This is a genomic window from Methanococcoides sp. NM1 (assembly GCF_900774285.1).
GTDB classification, from domain to species: domain Archaea; phylum Halobacteriota; class Methanosarcinia; order Methanosarcinales; family Methanosarcinaceae; genus Methanococcoides; species Methanococcoides vulcani.
The window spans coordinates 254,993-276,986 of sequence record NZ_CAAGTW010000001.1; the positions used below are offsets into that span (position 1 = coordinate 254,993).

General features: G+C 35.4%; 23 protein-coding genes. 9 read left to right on the forward strand and 14 right to left on the reverse strand.

Annotated features, from left to right (window positions below; all coding sequences use genetic code 11):
• Positions 1-14: 14 nt before the first annotated feature.
• The gene (locus E7X56_RS01290; protein WP_135604078.1) at positions 15-605 is read left to right on the forward strand and encodes a DUF99 family protein; all 591 of its coding nucleotides are present in this window, start codon (positions 15-17) and stop codon (positions 603-605) included.
• A gap of 3 nt (positions 606-608) precedes the next feature.
• On the opposite strand, the gene glmM is transcribed toward E7X56_RS01290, so the two are convergent.
• On the reverse strand, positions 609-1,952 hold the full coding sequence (gene glmM / locus E7X56_RS01295; RefSeq protein ID WP_135604080.1) for a phosphoglucosamine mutase: 1,344 nt from the start codon (positions 1,950-1,952) through the stop codon (positions 609-611).
• Positions 1,953-2,066: 114 nt separating this feature from the next.
• On the opposite strand from glmM, the gene E7X56_RS01300 reads away from it, so the two are divergent.
• A complete protein-coding gene (locus E7X56_RS01300) occupies positions 2,067-2,354 on the forward strand; it encodes a signal recognition particle protein Srp19 (RefSeq protein WP_135604320.1) in 288 nt (95 codons plus the stop codon).
• A 178-nt stretch (positions 2,355-2,532) separates the two neighbouring features.
• Here the strand turns inward: E7X56_RS01300 and E7X56_RS01305 are convergent, their stop codons facing one another.
• The 5 genes from E7X56_RS01305 to E7X56_RS01325 all read right to left on the reverse strand — a co-directional run bounded on the left by E7X56_RS01305 (position 2,533) and on the right by E7X56_RS01325 (position 6,535).
• Positions 2,533-2,706, reverse strand: a complete 174-nt coding sequence (locus E7X56_RS01305; protein WP_135604082.1) for a preprotein translocase subunit Sec61beta — start codon at positions 2,704-2,706, stop codon at positions 2,533-2,535.
• A gap of 42 nt (positions 2,707-2,748) precedes the next feature.
• Entirely contained in the window at positions 2,749-3,768 is a 1,020-nt protein-coding gene (locus tag E7X56_RS01310; RefSeq protein ID WP_135604084.1) for an S-methyl-5-thioribose-1-phosphate isomerase, read from the reverse strand.
• A 113-nt stretch (positions 3,769-3,881) separates the two neighbouring features.
• Positions 3,882-4,892 (reverse strand): hypothetical protein, encoded by a 1,011-nt coding sequence (locus E7X56_RS01315; protein WP_135604086.1) that lies wholly within the window; start codon positions 4,890-4,892, stop codon positions 3,882-3,884.
• Positions 4,893-5,425: 533 nt separating this feature from the next.
• On the reverse strand, positions 5,426-5,737 hold the full coding sequence (locus tag E7X56_RS01320; RefSeq protein WP_135604088.1) for a hypothetical protein: 312 nt from the start codon (positions 5,735-5,737) through the stop codon (positions 5,426-5,428).
• Positions 5,738-5,788: 51 nt separating this feature from the next.
• Positions 5,789-6,535, reverse strand: a complete 747-nt coding sequence (locus tag E7X56_RS01325; RefSeq protein WP_135604090.1) for a PD-(D/E)XK nuclease family protein — start codon at positions 6,533-6,535, stop codon at positions 5,789-5,791.
• Positions 6,536-7,014: 479 nt separating this feature from the next.
• On the opposite strand from E7X56_RS01325, the gene E7X56_RS01330 reads away from it, so the two are divergent.
• The 4 genes from E7X56_RS01330 to E7X56_RS01345 all read left to right on the forward strand — a co-directional run bounded on the left by E7X56_RS01330 (position 7,015) and on the right by E7X56_RS01345 (position 9,363).
• Positions 7,015-7,623, forward strand: a complete 609-nt coding sequence (locus tag E7X56_RS01330; RefSeq protein ID WP_135604092.1) for a hypothetical protein — start codon at positions 7,015-7,017, stop codon at positions 7,621-7,623.
• Positions 7,624-7,654: 31 nt separating this feature from the next.
• Positions 7,655-8,023 (forward strand): hypothetical protein, encoded by a 369-nt coding sequence (locus E7X56_RS01335; protein WP_135604094.1) that lies wholly within the window; start codon positions 7,655-7,657, stop codon positions 8,021-8,023.
• 4 nt (positions 8,024-8,027) lie between these two features.
• Positions 8,028-8,447, forward strand: coding sequence for a hypothetical protein (locus E7X56_RS01340; protein WP_135604097.1), 420 nt, complete (start codon positions 8,028-8,030; stop codon positions 8,445-8,447).
• A 283-nt stretch (positions 8,448-8,730) separates the two neighbouring features.
• On the forward strand, positions 8,731-9,363 hold the full coding sequence (locus E7X56_RS01345) for a recombinase family protein (protein WP_135604099.1): 633 nt from the start codon (positions 8,731-8,733) through the stop codon (positions 9,361-9,363).
• Between the two features lie 82 nt (positions 9,364-9,445).
• Here the strand turns inward: E7X56_RS01345 and E7X56_RS01350 are convergent, their stop codons facing one another.
• The 4 genes from E7X56_RS01350 to E7X56_RS01365 form a co-directional block, all read right to left on the reverse strand.
• The gene (locus E7X56_RS01350) at positions 9,446-10,249 is read right to left on the reverse strand and encodes an MvaI/BcnI family restriction endonuclease (RefSeq protein ID WP_135604101.1); all 804 of its coding nucleotides are present in this window, start codon (positions 10,247-10,249) and stop codon (positions 9,446-9,448) included.
• An 18-nt stretch (positions 10,250-10,267) separates the two neighbouring features.
• Positions 10,268-10,693: a hypothetical protein gene (locus E7X56_RS01355; RefSeq protein WP_135604103.1), complete on the reverse strand. Its 426-nt coding sequence runs from the start codon at positions 10,691-10,693 to the stop codon at positions 10,268-10,270.
• A gap of 184 nt (positions 10,694-10,877) precedes the next feature.
• The gene (locus E7X56_RS01360; RefSeq protein ID WP_210409217.1) at positions 10,878-11,771 is read right to left on the reverse strand and encodes a DNA methyltransferase; all 894 of its coding nucleotides are present in this window, start codon (positions 11,769-11,771) and stop codon (positions 10,878-10,880) included.
• Entirely contained in the window at positions 11,750-12,700 is a 951-nt protein-coding gene (locus E7X56_RS01365; protein WP_135604105.1) for a site-specific DNA-methyltransferase, read from the reverse strand. The genes E7X56_RS01360 and E7X56_RS01365 overlap by 22 nt, the downstream gene beginning before the upstream one ends.
• Positions 12,701-12,815: 115 nt before the next feature.
• Here E7X56_RS01365 and E7X56_RS01370 point away from each other — a divergent pair, with 115 nt between their 5' ends.
• Positions 12,816-13,241, forward strand: coding sequence for a GIY-YIG nuclease family protein (locus tag E7X56_RS01370; RefSeq protein ID WP_135604107.1), 426 nt, complete (start codon positions 12,816-12,818; stop codon positions 13,239-13,241).
• 1,018 nt (positions 13,242-14,259) lie between these two features.
• Here the strand turns inward: E7X56_RS01370 and E7X56_RS01375 are convergent.
• Positions 14,260-14,733: a zinc ribbon domain-containing protein gene (locus E7X56_RS01375; RefSeq protein WP_135604109.1), complete on the reverse strand. Its 474-nt coding sequence runs from the start codon at positions 14,731-14,733 to the stop codon at positions 14,260-14,262.
• On the reverse strand, positions 14,733-15,089 hold the full coding sequence (locus E7X56_RS01380; RefSeq protein WP_210409218.1) for a zinc ribbon domain-containing protein: 357 nt from the start codon (positions 15,087-15,089) through the stop codon (positions 14,733-14,735). Before E7X56_RS01380 ends, E7X56_RS01375 begins: the two co-directional genes overlap by 1 nt.
• Positions 15,090-15,344: 255 nt before the next feature.
• On the opposite strand from E7X56_RS01380, the gene E7X56_RS01390 reads away from it, so the two are divergent.
• Positions 15,345-15,833, forward strand: a complete 489-nt coding sequence (locus E7X56_RS01390; RefSeq protein ID WP_135604111.1) for a hypothetical protein — start codon at positions 15,345-15,347, stop codon at positions 15,831-15,833.
• A gap of 245 nt (positions 15,834-16,078) precedes the next feature.
• Here the strand turns inward: E7X56_RS01390 and E7X56_RS01395 are convergent, their stop codons facing one another.
• Entirely contained in the window at positions 16,079-18,109 is a 2,031-nt protein-coding gene (locus E7X56_RS01395) for a tetratricopeptide repeat protein (protein WP_135604113.1), read from the reverse strand.
• A 295-nt stretch (positions 18,110-18,404) separates the two neighbouring features.
• Between E7X56_RS01395 and E7X56_RS01400 the strand changes: the two genes are divergently transcribed.
• Positions 18,405-18,830: a GIY-YIG nuclease family protein gene (locus E7X56_RS01400; RefSeq protein ID WP_135604115.1), complete on the forward strand. Its 426-nt coding sequence runs from the start codon at positions 18,405-18,407 to the stop codon at positions 18,828-18,830.
• A 359-nt stretch (positions 18,831-19,189) separates the two neighbouring features.
• Here the strand turns inward: E7X56_RS01400 and E7X56_RS01405 are convergent, their stop codons facing one another.
• The gene (locus tag E7X56_RS01405; protein WP_135604117.1) at positions 19,190-21,811 is read right to left on the reverse strand and encodes a hypothetical protein; all 2,622 of its coding nucleotides are present in this window, start codon (positions 21,809-21,811) and stop codon (positions 19,190-19,192) included.
• Positions 21,812-21,994 lie beyond the last annotated feature (183 nt).

Consider the following 21,994-nt stretch of genomic DNA (forward strand, 5'->3'; position numbering starts at 1 on the left):
TTCAGATCGGTCGTGTGAGCTTGGCTTTCCATATCAAACCTGAGATAAGGATACTTGGCATCGATGATTCTGCACTGATACGTGAAAACATACTGATAGTTGGTGCTTTCTTTCGGGGTGGTGAGTGGTTGGATGGAGTGATGCGTTCGGAAGTCACCCGGGATGGGATGGATGCTACTGACCGAATAGTGGCAATGGTAACTTCCAGCAAGCATTATGATCAGATAAGGGTTATTATGCTGGACGGGGTTACATACGGTGGTTTCAATCCGGTGGACATTGTAAAGCTAAACGAGGAAACCGGCATCCCTGTTATTGTCCTTATGCGTGAGATCCCGGATCTTGAAAAAATAAAAAGTGCACTGTGTCATCTGCCGGATGCCGATAAGAGATTGCAGATGATGATGCGTGCAGGACGGGTCATTAAGGCAATATCAAAGGACCCCTCTAATCCTGTTTTCATTCAGTGTGCAGGCATTGAACCCTGCCTGGCATGTGAGGTAGTCCGGTTGTCTTCCACAAGGGGAAACATTCCCGAACCTTTACGTGTTGCTCACATGATCGCCACAGGCATCATCTGTGGTGAATCAAGGGGGAAGGCCTGATGATCAGACCTTGCATTTCTCGACCAGTTCCACACCTTCGTTCATAAGATCTTCAGCTCTTTCCTTTGTTTTTGCTTCCGCGAATATACGGATTATGGGTTCGGTTCCGGATGGTCTGATAAGCATCCATCCATCCTCGTGCCAGACCTTGACGCCATCGGTTGTATCAACTTCGTATTTTCCACCCATGACGTGTTCCTTTATGCTCTCCATGGCTGCCTGAAGTTCACTGCAGCGGATCTTTGTCTTGGAATTGAAATATTCAGGAACGCTTTTCACAAGGGATGATAATGTTTTTCCAGACGCCATGATCTCAAGCAGCTTTGCAGATGCCATGGCACCGTCGCGGCAGTACTGGTGCTCCGGGAAGATCAGTCCGCCATTGCCCTCTCCTCCAAAGACTGCACCTGTTTCCATCATCTTTCTTGCCACATTGATGGAACCGACGGCTGTCCAGTGAAGCTCGACCTCTGCTTCTTCAGCAACGTCCAGCATCCGCTGGGATGAGCTTACAGGAGTAACGATTGGGCCTTTGTTATTTTCCAGAATGTATTTTGCCATCATGGAAAGGAGGATCTCCTCATCAATGAAATCCCCGTTCTCATCGAAGAAAACTGCCCTGTCAGCATCTCCGTCCTGTGCGACACCCATGTCTGCACCACTGCTCTTCACGATGTCTGCAAGCTCTGTCAGGACATCAGGCGTAGGTTCGGGGTTGCGCCATGGGAACGTCCCGTCAATCTGCGCATTAAGTGTGATGACTTCACAGCCAAGTCTCCTGAGCAGGAATGGTAATGTGAGTGACCCGGCACCACATCCGGTATCCACAACGACCTTGAATCTTTTTTCCCGTATATTTTCAGCATTCACTGAATTGATGACGCCGTTGATGTAGTACTCGTTGGCATTGTTGTCTATGTGGAAGTTGCCTGTCCTGTCCCAGTTTGCGGTAGAGAACTCCTTTGACATGTAGATCCTTTCGACAACTTTTTCTCCTTCCCGTGAGAACTCACTTCCGTCTCCTGCAACCAGTTTTATTCCGTTGTACTCTCTGGGGTTGTGGGATGCAGTAACTCCGATACCTGCATCAGCATGGTCCCTTACATAGTATTGTATTGCAGGAATTGGTGCAGTGCCTATGTCTATGACAGTCACTCCTGTGGAAAGTGCTCCTGCGATAGCTGCAGACTTAAGCATCTCTCCTGATATTCTTGTATCACGACCGATAGCGATAATTCCTTTTGAGCCCATATAGGTCCCAAGGCTTTTTGCAACATCTATTGCAAGCTGTGGTGTGATGTATTCATTGGCAATGCCCCTTACTCCGTTTGTACCGAAAAATGCCATTTGATATCTCCTTTTTACAATTGCTTGCATATGGGTTCTGACACTATTTTATATTTTTGAGATGACATTTGACCAAGTTTAAATTATATGAGTTCTAATCTATGGCACATGATGATGCGTGACAAAGGGAAACTGGTTATCTGGCCGGCAAACCTGGACAGGTCCAGGTCCAGAAAAGGTGGCAGGATCATCTCCAGGAAAAGTTCTGTGGAGAAACCCGATCTCAGAGAACTCTCGAAAGCAGCTGAGAAGCTGAACCTGAACCCTGAGGTAGAAGCCGATAAAAAATATCCTCGCTCATGGTGGGAAGGAAGCGGTCGTATACTGGTTGATAATGAAGAGCCAAAGACCATGGTTGCGAGAAAGATCGCAAAATCAATTAAAGAAGCACGTGGCGGTTGAAGTCGGATCATTATTTTATCCGACATTTGTTTTATCAGTTCTTAAACTAAGTAGACTTATACTAAGTGAACTTTAACTAAGTTAATTGTGAATTCTAAAACTAAGGGCAAAAAAGCTGTTTTAGAAGTTGTCTTGGTCCTAAATTGAATAAACTCAAACTAAAAAAGTGTGAATTAGGTTATGGCCAGAGGCCAAAACCTGCACTTAATGCAAGAATAACAATTCCACAGAGTGCCCCAAAGAGCATAACTGTTTTTGGTTGCAGGTGAATTGCTCTTTTATCTGCATCATAGTATCTCATGAGACCTGCGGATGACATCAGTCCATTTCCGCTAGATTTTTGTTTAGCCATAATCTCTCCGATTGTTTTTTAAATTTTTAAACTTTGTGGCTGTTACATTATTACTTCATCCAGCAGGAATGGTGGCTGGAATATTCCTTTTTCAGTAACTATCGCGGTAATGTTCTCCATTGGTGTAGCGTCAAATGCCGGATTGTACACCCTGACATTCGCCGGAGCTATCTGTTCACCAGCCATATAGCGAAGTTCATCTCCATCCCTTTCTTCGATCTTCACTGTCTCCTCCCAGCCATTAGGGTCGAATGTGGAGACCGGTGCTGCAACAAAGAATGGGATCTCATGTTCCCTTGCAAGCACTGAATGGGTGTAAGTCCCGATCTTGTTGAAGACAACGTCCTGTGTGATCCTGTCGGCACCTACTATGATCTTGTCAACCATGCCGTTCTTCATCACATGACCGGACATGGAGTCTGTGATAAGTGTCACAGGAATGTTGTCCTGCATAAGTTCCCATGTGGTGATGCGTCCTCCCTGGTTCAATGGGCGTGTCTCGCAGGCAATGACCTCTATCTCTTTTCCCTTTTCCACTGCAGACCGGATCACTCCCAGTGCTGTGCCCCAGTCCACACATGCCATTCTGCCGGCATTGCAGTGCGTCATCACCCTGTCACCATCTTCAAGCAGCTTGTGGCCGTGCTTGCCGATCGACTTATTGACCTTCACATCCTCGTCTGCAATTCTGATTGCCTCGGATATCACAATGTCCTGGATGCTATCAAGGTCATAGGCATCTTCTGTTGCTTTTAGCACCCTGTTCACAGCCCATGCAAGGTTCACAGCTGTAGGGCGTGTTGCCTTGAGTGTGTCAGCAGCGACCTTCAGGTCCTTGAGCAGCGTTTCCATGGAAGTCGCACTGCTGAGAGTTACTGCAAGCGCCATTCCAAATCCGCCTGCTGCCGCTAGTGCAGGAGCACCCCTTACCCTCAGTGATCTGATAGCCTCACAAATAGAGGCAAGGTTATCGCATTCAATGATCTTGAGCTCTTTTGGCAGGTACGTCTGGTCTACCAGTGTGATATTTTTGGATTCATCATTCCAGTCTATTGTTCTCATGTTGTAAAATTAGTATAGGTGATAAGATTTAAACTTTGCTATTTATAAATCTTTCATTTTATTATTTTTTACTATGAATTGAATTAAAAATAGATATTTATGGTGCGGCATGTTCACCATGTCATAAGTTTTTCTTCTTTCATTCCTGCACCAATCACACAAATTCCTGCTTTCGTCTTTTTTGTGATATGGAAACATCCTTTTATAACATCATTCGGTGGCAACTCACCTTTAACGTGTCCTCTTGCAAATTCTGAATTGGTTTTACTCATTATCTCAATATCACCTTTCTTTATCATGTTCTTACCTTTCACACGAACAGGGTACATTTTCCAATTATTAAAGAATGCATAATCAAAATTCATCCTATTTGATTCATAATATGCAACTAAATCTTTCCGATATGCAATCCGTTGTTCTGTTTTCATTTTCCGTTCGCATTCTTTTGGATTCATGCCCTCAGGAACGTTGTTCTTATCTGCAAGTTGCTGTTCCAATTCTGCAATCCTTTCATCCCTTTGACGCAAGGCTTCCTTTGCTTCTTCAAACAATGTTTTGTTTTTATTTTTCAATTTAGCAATTTCATTATCTTTAGGTTCATCAACATTGAGTTTGTCTGTCGTATCATCAGATGTTCTATGATTGTGGGTTTCATCTCCTAAATCATGTCCAACAGTTCTATCAACATACTGAACACTATGACCAGAACTGACACCTTCGGTTCGTACAAACTCTATTTGTTTATTTTTTGGATTTTCTGCATATTTCTTCATCTTTTCTTCATGGAGGGCAACTCTCATCTGGCGATAGCCAAACGGCGACCTGATACACTTCTCCATGCCAAGTTCTGTTAACTGATATACGTAATTTCTACGTTGTCCTAATGCATTTACATACCCCCTCTTGACATATTTTGAAAGATTCGATGTGAACTGTTTATACGAACCCTGATAGGTGCTTAATTTATGCAACTCCGCTAACTTCATATCCCCATTGACAAGCGGAGTTAAAATTTCCTTCTTTGCCAGACAGTCACGTTCATGACATTTGCCATGTAACTTTTCTTTCGGCTGTTTTTCAATGCCCTCCAACATTTGTTCTCGCATTATACCATTTCCATACATTATTATCACCTGATTTTTACCTTAATTTTTAGTTGTAACTTTAGCTTCAAACCGAAACTGCCATGTATATATAAATGGCAGTTATAATATATATAGTTGATTATATATATTAAATTGCAGAACATGGATTGATTACATCTAATATTGTAGAAGTAGAACCGATAGCAGTAGAATTAGTAAAGTATCGCTATCAATTCGGAGTGTTTGATAATCAGAATAGTTGAATTTCGGTATAATCAGTATAATTGTTTCAATGGAAATAATGAGTTCAATGGAATCACGATTGCAGTTGCATATTTAATCATGATGTATACCTATAATATTTACTATATAATATAGGCAAATACATACGCAAAAAGTAAAGGGAGTAATGATTTCGATAGGGGTAGAGGAATACGAAGTATTTTTATTTTTTACGGGTTTGTAATGATATTTACAAAGTGTATTGTTCATTGTATCAAGGTGGTAATTGCTATTAGATTTCTCATATTAAATAGTCATCGAAATGACTAAAGTTTAATCAATCTACAATTTCAGTCATATAATTCAACCCACTCATCAATTATTGTAGACATATCGTCTGCCAACCCTTCGATTTTATTATTTAATTCACCAAATGTGATATTCTTGTCAAAATTGACACTGGCAATCATCAGAGGATACTTTTTCATCACCCAGTTATTCAAATTCTGACCATTGACAAAATCAAAAAAACCATTCCTTGCTGTAATATATTCATTGATGAAACTTTCATTTTGTTTTTTAAATTTCTTTTGTGTTATGTAGGGATTTGTTTCATAATGTAAGTATAAATTTAATTTATCAGAACAAGTATTCCACTGCAATTCAAGATGAATATTGTAACATTTGCTCCCATTTTTGACATCAGAACAATCCTAGCTTACCCATGTTTCTTTATTCCAAAGGCACAATGGAATATCAGAACAACCTAGATTCGCTGATATGTGAAAATATTTGTTGAATTCCCCATCGCCAACAGAGAGATTGTCAGCCATAGTGCGGAATGCCTTGTAGGGTGTAACGAGTCTTTCTGCTTTTTTCAAATATTCAATAATGACTTCATCATTTGTAGGTTGTTGCCAGCTGTAATATTCCTCTATTCTTTCCTTCAGTTCCTGCAAGAGAATATCCCTTTTTGAATTTCCAAGATTTCTAGGAATGCAATTTGCAATATCTGAATATTTGAGTATATTAAATTCATTTGATGATGGTTCATCGCCATCAAGTGTTAGATAGAAGAATTTAACATCAGATGTTTGGCTTTCCAATAATTCATTTTTATGGAGATAATGAAGCAAGCTTTCTTTGAATTCATTACTTGCATATCTTTCTGTTTGACCCCATCCTTCATTGGAATGAACCTTGCTTTCGATTAATACTATCTTGTTCCCTTTCTTGCTTATCAGCAAAAGGTCAGGAACATCCTTTTTTCTTCCAACCTTGGATTTTATAGCAACAGGCAATCTTGTGCGTGTAATCCAATCGTCATAATCAGGCATTCCTAGCATCTCAAGGATATTTTCCCCGAATGATGATGAAGTAGCAAATGAATGGGCAATCAGGTCGGTGTAGCTGTCCTCCCTGTTGCCAATGCCGAGAATATCAAAAATGTGTTCTGTCATGAAATATGATTGTAAGCAGTTTTACATAAAGTTATCCTAAAAATTAGAGAGGTTATGAATTTTCACATTTTGGATTAGTTAAATAAGTGCGGGTAGTCCTTATCCAACAATACAAGAGATAATTGCTATTCAATTTCAATTACTTTTCTCATATTAAATGGTCATGAAAGCGTCAGAAACAGTCCTGAACGATGATGGATATAAGATTGTGATACAATGTTGCCTGTAACAGCATCGTTGCTTATAGCACGTTAAAATGAGAATGTATCATAAGATATATTATGTTGTATTATCAATGCAAAAGGAATACAATGATTTGCTGTTTTCTCTTCCTGAAACCTTTTCTGAGCAATTTGATGAGAATGTAAAACTAACATACATTGCATCAAACTGTCTATCAATATATGTTCAAATTTTAAATTTTATGCAGCACAATTCCGTAAACTTTATTACTGTTAAACCACTAAAAACCGTTTCTCATGATAGTATGTGTCTTTGATGCAAATGTTCCTTGGGACTTATATAAACTAGATAAGCTTGACCAAATAATGAAATTATTTAGTAGTGCTAATCTGAGTATTCATATGTCTAATGATAATTTTCTTGAAATGCCTAGAACCATAGGTAATATGTTCAAAACGTATCAAAATGTTGAAATCGATGAGTCAGATGACAATGGACTCAATACATTTAAGAAACAGATACGAGATGAGGGTATCATTTTAGACAAAAAGGATTCAGCCGTGTTATATTCTTGTGATAAAATTGATGCCGATTTTGTCGTAAGTTCAGATACAAATGTTATATTAAGTACAAATAAGTATGCAAATACTTACAGTAAAAAGGTTAAAGGATTTCATATATTAGATATAATTACATATTTGAAAAATGAGAATTTTTTAGATAAAAATGAATGTATGCGTATATTTCTTGCTTTATACTCAAAGAAAGAAATCCCTTATTTAGTTGAAACTCATGGAAATGAATTAATAAGGGATGTAAGTACACGGAGTATTTGGATTGCTGGCAATACTAAATCTTGTATAGCTAAGTTTAATACTTATAGTAAACATATATCTAATGTATAATGTCTAATTAATTGTTAGGAGTGTGCAAATTATGGACTCTGCAAAAAAAGAGATTATTGATAAATTATTTCGTGGGGAAATGACAATCTCAATAGCATCTGAGGAATTAGATGTGTCTATAGATGAAATTCATAACATCATAGACGACTACGAATACGTCCCTACTTTTGATGAAGTTTGTGAAGTTCAAGAGGCGATTCTAGATAATTTGGATTTCCTTAATAACGAATTTTGCACAACATTTAATATGAATATTAAAAATGCAGATGTGCCTACAGCATCCGAGGTATTACCAAAACCTCAATTTGATATTGGAGGATGTGAACCTCAGCTGCCAAATGCAAATGGGGATTCTTTCCCATTCCCTTCCCATTCTTACGATTCCTACTACCACGGGTGATACTATGAATATTTCACCAAATTATAGAAGCATATTAGCAGATGAACTTAAGTACTGCCGTGAAAAAATTAATGCGGAAAATGACCTTAAGAAAAAAGTTTTTTACTATAGTTCTGCTTATGGAATGACTAGGAGAATTTTTAATTTTGAATTCGATTCCCAATTGCAGTTTATTGACTTTGTGCTAAACACATCATATAATGTAATTTTGGGTCGCATAAATGCTAACATGTCTGGCGATAATACAATCGTAATTTCAAATGATTTTTTTGACGAACTAAGCAAGTGTCTTGAATCATTAGAAAACAGAATCAGAACTGATAAAGATACTTATGATGTTCTGGAAAAAATTATTAATTTAACTTTTACAATTGATGGAAATGGATACTATCTTGTTCAGAAGGGTATTCAAGTTTATAAATAATAGCTCTTTCTAATTTTGGTTAGTTGCTTCAGAGATTAATACATTTCTGGGGCAATCATTTCTAATTATGTGGGGGACATATTCCTCCAAATTAATTCTTAATAATAAAATATATCGATTTCATCTTCAACTTTCAAAACATTGAATCTATTAGTATTCCACAGTTTTAAATTTATTTAATACTTAACTGATATGTGGATTATAATCACAAAATAGAAGTCTGATAGGTTACATTACACCCTAACAAAATGCTTTATATAGTATGTAACATAAAATATATTTTATGAAAGAAATAAAAAATACAATAGGCTATGCAAGGACTTCGACAGATAAACAACATATTGAAACACAACTCTTACAATTGAAAAATAAAGGTATTCCAGATGAACAAATATTTTTTGATGAAGGCGTAAGTGGTAGCGTTCCGGCTAACAAACGTCATGGATTCAAACAATTATTAAAGTTCATTGATGAACATGATGTTGATACCATTTATGTATTTGAAATATCAAGGATTGGAAGAACATTTATTGACACATTGAATTTAGTAATGGAGTTTGAGGATAAAGGTATCAGAGTTGTATCCTTATCTCCATCTGAATCTTGGTCTGCAATTGAAGATATACATTACCGAAGGCTACTGATATCGTTATTCGGCTGGGTCAGTGAGAATGAAAAGAGGATTTTGCAGGAAAGGATAAAGATAGGTATCCAGAGTTACAGAAAAGAAAATGGTAGATGGGGAAGAAAGACAAAAGAACCCGATAAGAAGAAAGCCATGAAGTACAGGAATAAAGGTTTATCATGGGCTGAAATTGCCAGAACAATGGAAATTCCGGCATCAACGATGTATAAATATAAAGATTTGTGGATGGAACAACAAAAATTAGATATTGTTAAGAATATTGAAGAATAAAAGCAACTTAATGTTTCTTAATGAATTCATATACTAAAAAACGGGAGTTGATATCTCCCACTTTTTAGTAAGCATATCCATTTCATCTAATCCTTGTCACCTTATTAAAGAATATTGGCCAATCTTTATTACGAACACGGAATTTTGTTCCATGATTATGCCCAGTCCTTGCATCGAAGTCGATATACAATTTACCTTTAATTATTCCACGTAGTAAATTGTTGAATGTAAAATCTTCCAACAAGTAGAGTTTTTCATATAAAAATTCTTCTTGCCCATCTACTCTTCGTGAATCTGCTAAGACATATATCGTATTTCTGACTTTGCCAACGCATTTTTTATTAAGTGCGTCAAATGGCCAATATGGTATAACACTTAGCCCTTCATCTCCTACTTTTGAAACAACTGTATTGTACCAATCTTCATGTCTTCTCTTGTCAACTTTGGATGAGTCAAAAACCAATTCAACCTGTCTTTTAGCACTGTTGACATTAATTCTAAACCCTCTGTCACTAAATTTATCTCCTCTAAGAGTTGCTCTAAAACTCATTTCATCATCAGGATATTTATTTCCTGCTTCTTTGTGAGCCCATCCATAGTTTGGCAGCAAGTGTTGAGCTACTACTGTAGGTTTACGTGGGTAAGGGTCAAAGTGGAATAATGTTGTTAATGAGGTTGTATTCTTTCGTTGTGCTTTTATTTCCCAATCAACTGTATTAGCGATTGCCAAATTATTTTCTTCTATGCCCAACAAGTCTTCGAGTGTATTTCCTACTGCTCCATCATTTCTTGTTCGATTTGTATGAATCCACCCTTTATCCATTATGTCTTTTATATCCTCAATCAAATCTTCTTTTGGAAATTCTTTAAAATTAACTGTATCCATGTAACTACACCTTCTGCATTAGAGGGATTCAATAAAATTACCCATTTCTTTAGGGGTTAAAGGACCTTGCCAATTCTCGTTATCAAATTTATAAATCCAAAATTCGCTGCAACCTTGTCGGTATAGAATTATATATGCCGGAATTTCAAGTTTATTGGCTAAATATCTTGTAACATAACCTTGCATATCACGTTCGTTGTACCGTTTAAGAATGCTATCCAAATATCTGGGTGTGACACTTTTTCCAGAATCGACACGTGTTATTTCTGTAATTGCTACTGGTACTCTTTTACCGCCACGTGTTCTCCATTCAATGAAATCAACGTCAAAAGCAACACAGTATGGTGCAAGACTTCGATGCCATAATCTATATTCTGCACCCCTATCTTCCATATCTTTTCTTTGATAAGCTTTTGAACCACTATCTGTAATTTCCTTTATCAAAATTAACATCCCCTATTCAAATTTAGTAGATTTTATAATCCAATTGAAGAATCAAAAAATTTTAATTATTTTAGTACTTGTTCTCATAAAATTAATATGAAGGGGATGTTCTTATACTATTTTAAATATTTGAATTGTTATCAAAAATTAAATGGAAGATGTATGGCTTTTGACATTGCGTACTTTATGGTTCTGGTGGTTTCCAAAAATCTAAAAGATATTCAAATGTAGTTCCCATTGTTATATAATTTGAAGGCCAACCAAAAATACCAACGCCATTTACAATATTTGTTCTATCCCAAATTATTGTATTTCTTAATTCATAACCCACAGATTCTAACGCATTGACTACTGAAATGTGTAGAGGATAACGTTTATTGTCCATCCAAAAATCTGGTACATTAACAATGCAATGACCTTTCGTTTTTAGCAATGGCAATAAATTTTCATATATTTTAGCTAATTCGTCGCTATATGTCTTCATATCCATTGTGCCCAAATCTCGTGGATTTTGACTATATTGCTCAACCTTGTCGAATTGTTCATTTTTCCTTTTATCTCCTCTTCTGCTTTTGTTTTTTCTCTTACGGTTCAAGAGATTGGCATAAGGAGGTGATGTCATTATCAATTTAATACTGTCTTCAGAAAAATAGTTGTTTATATTAATAGCATCATCACAAATTGCAAATTGTTTACAAACACTATCATCTGGGTCGGATTCTATTCTTTCATTAGATAAATTTACATAATCTTCATTAATATCAAATCCTACCGAATTTCTCCCCAAATCTTTCGCTGCCAATAAAGTTGTTCCTGAACCTACAAAGGGGTCTAAAACAATTTCGCCTTGATGGGTAAACAATTTGATACATTTATTTGCAAGGGCAAGTGGAAATACGGCTGGATGAATATCTTTTTTACGAATATCCCTTTTTTCGTATTGGAATTGCCAAACACCAATTTGTGATTTTAACCATTCTTTAGCAGTAATACAGCTCAAATGAGATGTTTTGCAATCGCACAATCTATTACCCATTAAGTTTCGGCATTCTTCTCTTAGCATTTCATTTTCAAGCATTTTTCATTACCTTCAATCCAACCGTCCAATTGTTTACCTCTATTAGGTAATTCAACGCTTTTGGCACGTTCATTGGCGAAATCAAAGAATTCTGGATTGACTTCAAATCCTATTGTCTTTCTGTTCAGTTTTTTGGAAACTACCCATGTTGTTCCCGTTCCTAAAAATGGGTCAAAAACAACTCCATTTTCAGGTGATGCACACTGTACTATTCGTTCCACCAATTCTTCTGGGAACGTTGCAGTATGGCTACCTTTGAGGGGTTGTGTCTTTATATCCCATACATCGCCTGGGTTCTTTGGTTTTCCATTTTTTCCAATTACTTTCACATCATCCAAGTTGAAATAATATTTGGGAGCATGGACAAAATGGAACACGTGTTCGTATGTATTATTGAAGCGGTCACGTACACTTGCAGGAATTCTATTTGGCTTTCTCCAGATTATATCATCCCTAAGAATCCAACCACGTTCTTGCATTTCAATTGCAAAGCGAGATGGAATTAAAAGAAGTTGTTTATTTTGATATAATTTCCCATTTTTCTTTATTTTTGGTTGCAATGGTTTTAATGTGTAATACTTTTCTTTCCTTTCCTTTTGATGCTTTGTGATGTTTCCAGAATCATCTTCATATTTATTCCAAGCACCTGCACCGGAACCAAAAAAGGTATCTCCAATGTTTACAAAAACATTAGCTCCTTTTTTCAAATGAGGTTTGAATGCGTCAAAATAATCTGCTAAGATTTTTACGAATAGTTCAGGCGTTGGTTCTAAACCAAGTTCACCGTGATAATTGTAAACTCTTTTCGCCCAATAAGGCGGAGATGTCACGAGTAAATCTATACATTCCAAGGGGATGTCCTTAATAAGCTCTAAAGAATCACCACATTCTATGATATCATTTTGAATTGTGTTTTTTTCGGATTCCATGCTGCATTCAATGTATTTATTTGCTATAAATATTTCCTGCTAAAGCATTAATTATGTTCGTCACTTTTACAACAGTTTCAATAAGTTTATAAATACATATATTATATTTTCCTATATGGTAGCAAAATATAATTCAAAACAACGTACAAGAGGAGTTACAACGCCTAAAAGATTGTTCCTAAATCTTGAAGGTGCATTCCCTTGGAATGGTAAAATTTATGATAAATTATCTGGAAAATCTGGAGTATACTTAATAAGTGTGATAGGGTGGGAACGTTGGATACCTTATCTACATGGAAAGAGCAATATAATTTATGTTGGCGAATCGGAAGATATCGGTAAGCGGCTCAGGCAACACAAATCTATTGGAATTAATCACGAATTGAAGGGATATGTAGATGGTTGTTTCTTGAATGTATATTACAGAAACGTTCTGAATGTTTCAGAACTGAAAACACATGAAGCTCAAATGATACTTGAATTTGAGGACAGGTATGGTGGCATCCCGATGTGTAACGGTCAAAGACCGGATGTTGATTAATCAAAATTATTTTATATTTACAAATTTGAAATTATATCCTCTGCAATGGATATGTCTTCATATAAGCGATTGAACAATATCTTTTTGATTTAATGATGTAAATCATCAGTTTGTAAATTAAATCGCAAATTCAGGCGGATTTTCACGATGGGATGAAAAAGATAATGGATATAGATTTGGTATAATATGGCGAAAACCCACCAAATCACCTGATAAAAAGAAAGGTTAGTTTTAATGGACTTTGAATCCAAAGAGCACTGCTATTATCGTATTACAATGATTGTTATACGATTGAACATAACTAGTGCAAGCACCATTGTTAATGTTATTTCTAACATATTACCTCCTTGTTTAAAAAGTCTGTCTTACCTTATAGATAAGTTGAAAATAGATTAGATGTCAAACAACCTATCGGTCACTTGTTTATTTTCTTTTCTATTTTCGTTTCGATTTTCTTTTCTATTTTATTTTTAATATATAGTCAATCGACAGACTGCAATATAGTTGGTATTTTTGTGCTAGGATTCAAAATCCAACTTTAGATACTTCCACAAGTACTTAATATTTTCGACATTTCAATCATTTTTGCTGTAAGTTCATTACCAGATTGCTTCACAATCCAAGATTAGCACTCTGACTAGTAGATTAAACGATTAGATAACATCAAGATTGATAAAATGCTTAAAATCGGCAATTTGAAAGGATGGATTGTAGAGAATAGCATCGCATCCTTTCTGACTGCACAGGTCTGTACTGGAACTGATTGAGATTCGCCCGAACGATGCAGATACCAACATCGACCATGTACAAATATCGTGATATTTGGATGGAACAGGATAAATTGGAGAAGGTTAAAAGCATCTAAAATAGGCTTTGTAGAAATCCTCGATATTCGGACACTAATCCAATTTGAAAGGATTATGGGATGTGTTGCATGATGTTGGAATATAGTTCCAATTCCAGTCTATATATGTTGATTTTGATAGGTTTTCTACAGAGCCAAAAAAGAAGTATGGATTTAATCCATACTTTCTTTTCTTCTAAGTATATATACGAGAACTACAATTAGGTTTACTAACCAGATAAATCCACCTATGACCCATAATGCAGTATCAGGATTCCATTTTTCGTTATTACCTCTAACGTATTGGATGTCATAATAAAGTGAAAGTGGAAGACCAAACCAAGCAATTAACATCAGTAATGCAAGTAAAATATCTAAACTTGATTCCCCTGGCTCTTCTGGAAGTAAAAATAATAATACTACCCATAATATAGCAGATACGATAACTCCATAATACCAATTATTGGATACAGATGTTTGATATTGTGATGGGTCATGTCTTTTTGGTGATTTGTCTTTCACAGGCTTATTCCGAACACCACAATGCGGACAAATTTCAGCTTCTTTTTTGATTATTTCACCACAGCTACGGCAAAAGATTTCATCTGATGCTTTGACTCTGTTTTGCTGTATTTGTTCCTCTACCATTAGTAATCAACTCCAATAGTATCAAGCTCTTTTCTGGCGTTTGAAATCATAGAATATGTATGAATCGGAACAATGATTATTCCGAATAGTAAATAGTTTAAAGTCAAGAAATTTATTATTGCTAAGCCCCATTTTCCAACATAAACATAACCGAGTGGTGTTATAAGTAAGCTAAGAATAATTGCTATTACACTATCTTTTTCTGCAAGTTTCTGCAACTCATATATTCGTATATCGGAACCATATGAAGTTTGAGGTACATTTTGTATTTGTCTTACACCACAATGTGGGCAAATTTCAGCTTCTGATTTTATGATTTTTCCACAACTGGAACAATAAACTTCGTCTTCATTCATTATATAACCTAGTGCACATAAATATTAATGCATTATTTAAACTTTTTTAAATAAATCAACAAAAATTATATTTAAAATACACAACATCGGATTCTCCAATATAGCTAAATAGTAGATTATTAAGTATACTTCAAAGACAAATGCCAAATATTTTTAAATGTATATAAATTTATTAGTTGCTTATATACTAATTTCATCAAATAAATGTGGAGAAATTTAGAAAAGAGATTTTTACTTCAATAAGAGGAAAACTGAATGAGAAAAATAATCACGTTGTTACTAGTATTTGCGATAGCAGTATTGAGTTCAGGATGTATGGATTCCGGAACCATGAACAAATATGAGAGTTATATTCAAGTTTACGATAATGATATAGACGAATATAATTCTGTAATGAATGAACTGATAGAAAAACAGGACAACTACAATACTGCATATGAAGAATATGTCGATGCATCTGATAGCTACTCCAAAACCGTATCAAGTGGTGCACGGATTGCAATGATGTACGCAGATGTTGAGCTCAGCGATAAAGAAGATAAACTTGATGTAGCATTGAATCAACTGGCAACTGCAAAGAATAATTACGAATTCACCGCAAACACGATATACAGTCATCTTGACGAATTTGAGTTCTTTATAATATCAAATGAAGAAACGCTTGAACGTAACGGTGTTGACACTGTTCAACTTAAGGCGGAGATTCAAGATTGGAAAGAAGAAATAAGGTATAATCTCAACTAATTTAATTATTGAGGATGCTACAATCTTTGATGGATGAATGAAAAGGCTTTGTTCATTCATCAAATCCAATATTAATTATGATATATAAGTTACATTTGATAATTGAATCGCAATTTCGCCTGATTTTCATGATGTGAGGATATTACATTGTGGAATGAGCACTGTAAGGTCTTATGTTAGATATAAGGAACATAAAAGAACAAGTGGAGTATTAAGAATTAATTTTACTACTCCTGTTTATAGATTTATTTTAACTTTTCAAGTGCCAACTCTCGTTCGTTCAAGGCATATGTATCGTTTGGATTAATTTCGATAGCTTTGTCATAAGACTCTATTGCTTCTGCATATCGACTGAGTTCGGATAGAGCGAGTCCACGGTTATACAAAGCAATTACATAGTTAGGGTCAATTTCAAGGGCTTTGTCATAAGATTCTAGTGCTTCTGTACATCTACCCAGTTCAGATAGAGCAACACCACGGTAATTCCATGCATCTTCAAAATTTGGATTAGTTTCAATAGCTTTGTCAAATGATTCAATTGCTTCTGTGTATCTACCTTCTTCGAAAAGAACAACCCCACGAGATTTCCAAACAATTGCATAGTTAGGGTCAATTTCAATTGCCTTGTCAAATGATTCAATTGCTTCTGCATTTCGACCTAGTTTATGGAAGGCACTCCCATGGGCAGCCCAAAGATGTGCAAAGTTAGGGTCAATTTCAATTGCCTTGTCAAGTGATTCTATTGCTTCTGCATATCGACCTTCTCTTAAGAGAGCAACTCCACTACATTTCCAACTAATTTCATAGTTAGGGTCAATTTCGATAGCTTTGTCATAAGACTCTATTGCTTCTGCATATCGACCTTCTTCGAAAAGAATAGTTCCACGGTTATTCCAAGGACTTGCAAAGTTAGGGTCAATTTCAATTGCCTTGTCAAATGATTCAATTGCTTCTGCATTTCGACCTATTTCTTTGAGAGCTACTCCACGAATATTCCAAGGACTTGCATAGTTAGGGTCAATTTCAATAGCCTTATCGCAAGACTCTATCGCTTCTGTATATCGACCTTCTTCGAAAAGGGCTAGCCCATTATTAGTCAAATCTTCGGCATTTGTTGGGTCGGAATTATAACCTACAGTTACCACTGATAAGAAAATTAATACTATGGCAATGGCAATTATTTTATACTTCAAGCCATTCTTTTTTAAAGAAGTAGCCGATTTATTCTCAGCTTTTTCATACTTTTTTACTCCTTTAATTTTATTCTGATTTCTTTCAAACTCTTCTGCAAATTTCAAGCGTATGGATTTCAGAGCAGCAGGTTCTTCCTGTTTCTTCTGCAAGTGCTCCTGCTCATCTTGTTTATTTTGTTCCTGCTTCAGCCGAGCCCCTTCACCCACAGTAGCCAGATTGGTACGTTGAAGCAAACTTCCCTCTATAACCACATTAACATCACATGTACCATCAATATTACACATATCCAGCAAATTGCTGCGTTGAACAATCGAATCCCTTATGGTGACATTAATAACCCCACCTTTTCCACTTGCTTGTGATTCTATTGTTCTTTTCAGGTCACGACCAATTTCAGCGAGAAGACCTGTAAGTGTTTCTGCATTTCTTGTAGCAGCAAACAGTTCCATCGTAGAATGTTCAGTAGAAATGGAGATTTTGATAACGATGGCATCTTTTGTGACTTTGGTGTTTCCATAATACCATATTTCAAAGGATTTTCCATCACGGGTATGGAGAGTGCGAACATGACGAACATCATGTTTTTCCACAACTTCTCGTGCAAGAGAAGTTAATTTCTCTACATTGAAACCGCTCTTTATTTCATAAAAACGACTGTCTTTAGTGGGAAGATTTGCAATGAATTCTTTGAGCCTACCGATGTTGATGTCAGACTCCGTTTTCATTATCGGACAAACAACACTGATTTCCTTGGGTTCCATTCGTGAAATCTCAAGGTTCCCTTGATGGTCTTTGTATGTGATATGGCAATTGATGTCCGTTCCCTTGGAGCACATCAGAGGGTCAAAATAAATGGCAATAGATTTTGATTTCCCTGCATCAATATTTCTGAGAAGAATTTTTCCGTTTTTGAGAGAGTATTCGGGTTCATGTTTTGATACATTCAGGAGTTCATCATCATAAATAAAATCAAGAGTTACATCTGTGATAACAGATGGACTTTCGTTGGAAATAGCCATTTTAAAACGGATGTAACCTTGGTAGAATTCTGTTTCTCTTGATATTCGTAGCATCTGAACCATATAATGACCTTTAACATTTATTGAAGACGACTTTATTAATTCACACTACATATATATAGCTTTATGAATTGTTTAAGTTTTATTTAAAATTAAATATCATAAATTATATTTATTATATATTGTAGTAAAATAATACTTTGAAGTTATATCATGAATTAGTCGTAGCATCAGCTAATCAATGCTCACATTCTGATTCATATTTTGCATATCTTATCATTTCAAACAAAATATCTATCCCCATTATTTTTACAACAGTTACAATAAGTTTATAAGTGTATATGTTATAATTTAAATTATGACATTAAAATATAATTCAAAACAAAGTACAATGGGAGTTACAACGCCTAATAGGTTGTTCCTAAATCTTGAAGGTGCGTTCTCTTGGAATGGAACAATTTACGATAAATTATCTGGAAAATCTGGCGTATATATAATAAGTGTGATAGGGTGGGAACGTTGGATACCTTATCTACATGGAAAGAGCAATATAATTTATGTTGGCGAATCGGAAGATATCGGTAAACGACTCCATCAACACAAATTCACTGGAATAAATCGTATGTTGAAGGGATATGTAGATGGTTGTTCCTTGAATGTTTATTACAGAAACGTTCTGAATGTTTCAGAACTGAAAACACATGAAGCTCAAATGATTCATCAATTTGAGAACATATACGGTGGCATTCCGATGTGTAATAATCAAAGACCGGATGTTGATTAATAGATATTTTGCAGAAATTACCCTTTGTTTATGAGAATAATGTATGATATATTATTGCCGTCATAGCTTCATATCAGCCCATAACGGTGAACATATGGCATTACAGGTACTTTTACATGTATTTGGAATAGTTGTTCGTAAATCGGCTTAAAATTGGATTTAACAACAAATCAAGTGATAAGTATCATCTCAATTTTTTATTTTCAAGAATTAAGTTATGTCGAAACAGTTTTAAAAAATTATTTCTTCAGCCCTTCAAAACTATCTATAATTATATATAGATACTTTCAGGCAGCAGAAGAAAAAATAAATTTGAACAGTTCAGCAATTGTTCAAATTATAAAATCAAAAAATTGAGATTAGGTTTCTGATTCGATTTCTTGATTCTGGGTTTTCTGGACTGAAATCATTGATATACGTTTACTGATATCAGTAATTTTGAACTTATTATATATCTCGTTCTCAATTATATCAATGAGTCCAATATCCATACCTGCATTCAAATCATCAACAAATTCACCATCAATTAATATCTTTGAATCCTTGCCGAAGGGTAATTCTATTAAATCTTCTGTAGAATTGTTCTTTGATTTCATGTTCATCGGATACATTGCACATTCTATGGTTTTACCATTTGTTTTGAAATTAACAGCCTTCAGAATGTTGTATCCAAATATTTGAGCCTTCATTGCATAAGCCTTCTTTATGAAAATCCATGCACGATATTTATTATTCACTTTTTCAATAACGTATGGTAACTTGTTGCTATCAAAGAATAATTTTAGTTTGCCCATGTGGATTTCAGATTCAGTTTCAAACATGATGAAGTTCGTCATCTTGTTAGAAACGGGATGGAAATATACTTTCTTGTTACCTGATAGATGCTGATTCATTCTCTTTTCATCAAGAATTTTATCTTTTCTGGAAAAAGTTCCATTTCCATATTTCACCTGTGTAGTGACTTCGTTGTCGGAAAAGACAGCACCTAATAAAGAAGACTTTGAATCTATCGATAATTTACCTTTTATTAAATTGTTTCGAAGATTATTGCATTCATAATGTTCGATTGTCTTGGGGGTGGAATATAAACCAAATCTATACACCATACTCATAATGAGTGTTTCATCCCAGTTCCTTGTATCAACTACAGTAGGCGATGATATTGCATTTCCTTCAATATGGACATTTACTTCTTTTTTTCCACCTTGCTTTTCAGGTGGTATTGTTTCAACAGTTCTATCGAAACCCCACGAACAAATGTTGTCCACATCTCTTTTTATTGCTCCTAACATGAAACTTATAGATGATTCTTTGCCACTTGGGTCTTTAGCCCTGCTTGCTGCTTGCCAAGTATCACAATGCATCTGTTCTTCTGCTAATATTTTTGAAGCTTCAACTGTATCGCATGTTGCGTGATATGAATCAGATGGAATATGAGCCAATCCGATGTGGATTCCTACACGATAAGGAGATTTAACGCCCATCACTTCTGATGCTCTGTAATAGGTTATGCACGGATTGTATTCAGTGTCTTCGAAGTATTCTTCCAACATTTTATGGTCGGCGATATTCCTGCAAAAAATAATACAATTTTCATCGCCATGTAAATCCATGATTTCAATGCATGATTCTATGATTTCAGCTTGATTATTGGATGTCGAATACTCTCCAATTGAAGTATATGATTTTTTGTCACAGAATAAGGTGTAGTTATCATTCGTTCTGAGAGGGTCGCCTTCATCACCAAAGACAATGTCTTCAATTTTTGTATCAGGCAGGAGTAATTGGTTGTAATCGTAACTACAAAACGTTGCACTTGTGAATATGATTTTCTTGTTTAATTGCAACTCTTGGAGAATTTGCGATATCTTATGCTTGAACTCATGATTTATCGCTAATATGTTCATGTCCAATTTATAATCATCATTTTTTTCATCAATGATGAATTTTCGTGCTTTAACAGTTAATTGTGCACTTGTTATGATATTTAACATCTTGAATACGGATTTAATCTCTTCCATTGAGATATTATACTTATGACGAATATGAGTTAACTCAATCAATTCTTGTACTGCTTCAGCGTTTACATTACCTAAATCAACATCTACATCTTCCCGCTTATGTTTGTATTTGTTGTATTTCGACTTTGTTCCAAAAAATTCTTTTAAGTTGTTGTTTTTGACTTTTCGAGAATGTTTTAAATCCCACCATGGTAATTTTATGATTAATTGATTATGTAACTGCTCAACTGCATCAGTTACGCTGTTAGAATTTATTATTTCTTGATAATTTGAAACTACACTTTCGAGTATGACAAAATCATTCTTTTTGGATTTGTTGTTGGCAATTTTAATTTTCTTGATAAATTTTGATACGAATTTATTATCATGAAACTCAGATAAGTTGAGTGTCGATGTTCTATCGTACATTAATTCATGAGCTTCATCCAAAATCACAACGCCAACTTGGTCTAAATTTTCCAGAATTGCACTAGCAAACGATTTGGATGATAGTTCTGCTGTCATTCCTAATGCTACGAGCTTGTCATATGTCATGCAGACTCCATCAAATTTATCAACCCGTTGGATTGCTGTAATGGGGCATTCATCGAAATAACCGCATTCTTCACATTTCTCAGCCAACGGCAAATAATCAAAATCTTCATAATCTTCATTTTCTTCCATCAACATTTGATTATGTTTGCACTTGAAATTGTTCGGGATATGAATAATTACTGCATCATTTCTTCCAGAAATTGCTTTGACACCGCCAATAATAGTTTCACTAATTATTCTGTTTGTGGGTTCCAAAACAAGAAATGGTATGCCAAGACTTAAACATGCAATGCACAATGATGTCGTTGCACCAGCACGTGTAGTTTTATGAAGCTTGTAGACATCTTTTGGTTTACTTATGATGTCAAGTCCAAGTTGCGTTCTTACATCGATGTCATTATCATTTGAACAATCGGTGGCACTCATTTGTACCACTTCCAATTTATTCTGTTTAGTAAAATTGAACCAGAATCGCTTATCAGGCTATCATCCTAGTGACAGCATTAACAGAAATTAATGAACATGAATGTAAATTATTATTTTGCTTATTATTTTCATTCATATATAAATTCACCAGTACTCTTAATGTATATGTCATATATAAAAAGT

Excerpts from the sequence above, each read along its gene's own strand:
- glmM (WP_135604080.1), bottom strand. The coding sequence starts at position 1,952 with ATGGCATTTTTCGGTACAAACGGAGTAAGGGGCATTGCCAATGAATAC.
- E7X56_RS01300 (WP_135604320.1), top strand. The coding sequence starts at position 2,067 with ATGCGTGACAAAGGGAAACTGGTTATCTGGCCGGCAAACCTGGACAGG.
- E7X56_RS01305 (WP_135604082.1), bottom strand. The coding sequence starts at position 2,706 with ATGGCTAAACAAAAATCTAGCGGAAATGGACTGATGTCATCCGCAGGT.
- E7X56_RS01310 (WP_135604084.1), bottom strand. The coding sequence starts at position 3,768 with ATGAGAACAATAGACTGGAATGATGAATCCAAAAATATCACACTGGTA.
- E7X56_RS01315 (WP_135604086.1), bottom strand. The coding sequence starts at position 4,892 with ATGTATGGAAATGGTATAATGCGAGAACAAATGTTGGAGGGCATTGAA.
- E7X56_RS01325 (WP_135604090.1), bottom strand. The coding sequence starts at position 6,535 with ATGACAGAACACATTTTTGATATTCTCGGCATTGGCAACAGGGAGGAC.
- E7X56_RS01330 (WP_135604092.1), top strand. The coding sequence starts at position 7,015 with ATGATAGTATGTGTCTTTGATGCAAATGTTCCTTGGGACTTATATAAA.
- E7X56_RS01335 (WP_135604094.1), top strand. The coding sequence starts at position 7,655 with ATGGACTCTGCAAAAAAAGAGATTATTGATAAATTATTTCGTGGGGAA.
- E7X56_RS01340 (WP_135604097.1), top strand. The coding sequence starts at position 8,028 with ATGAATATTTCACCAAATTATAGAAGCATATTAGCAGATGAACTTAAG.
- E7X56_RS01345 (WP_135604099.1), top strand. The coding sequence starts at position 8,731 with ATGAAAGAAATAAAAAATACAATAGGCTATGCAAGGACTTCGACAGAT.
- E7X56_RS01350 (WP_135604101.1), bottom strand. The coding sequence starts at position 10,249 with ATGGATACAGTTAATTTTAAAGAATTTCCAAAAGAAGATTTGATTGAG.
- E7X56_RS01360 (WP_210409217.1), bottom strand. The coding sequence starts at position 11,771 with ATGCTTGAAAATGAAATGCTAAGAGAAGAATGCCGAAACTTAATGGGT.
- E7X56_RS01365 (WP_135604105.1), bottom strand. The coding sequence starts at position 12,700 with ATGGAATCCGAAAAAAACACAATTCAAAATGATATCATAGAATGTGGT.
- E7X56_RS01370 (WP_135604107.1), top strand. The coding sequence starts at position 12,816 with ATGGTAGCAAAATATAATTCAAAACAACGTACAAGAGGAGTTACAACG.
- E7X56_RS01375 (WP_135604109.1), bottom strand. The coding sequence starts at position 14,733 with ATGGTAGAGGAACAAATACAGCAAAACAGAGTCAAAGCATCAGATGAA.
- E7X56_RS01380 (WP_210409218.1), bottom strand. The coding sequence starts at position 15,089 with ATGAATGAAGACGAAGTTTATTGTTCCAGTTGTGGAAAAATCATAAAA.
- E7X56_RS01390 (WP_135604111.1), top strand. The coding sequence starts at position 15,345 with ATGAGAAAAATAATCACGTTGTTACTAGTATTTGCGATAGCAGTATTG.
- E7X56_RS01395 (WP_135604113.1), bottom strand. The coding sequence starts at position 18,109 with ATGGTTCAGATGCTACGAATATCAAGAGAAACAGAATTCTACCAAGGT.
- E7X56_RS01400 (WP_135604115.1), top strand. The coding sequence starts at position 18,405 with ATGACATTAAAATATAATTCAAAACAAAGTACAATGGGAGTTACAACG.
- E7X56_RS01405 (WP_135604117.1), bottom strand. The coding sequence starts at position 21,811 with ATGAGTGCCACCGATTGTTCAAATGATAATGACATCGATGTAAGAACG.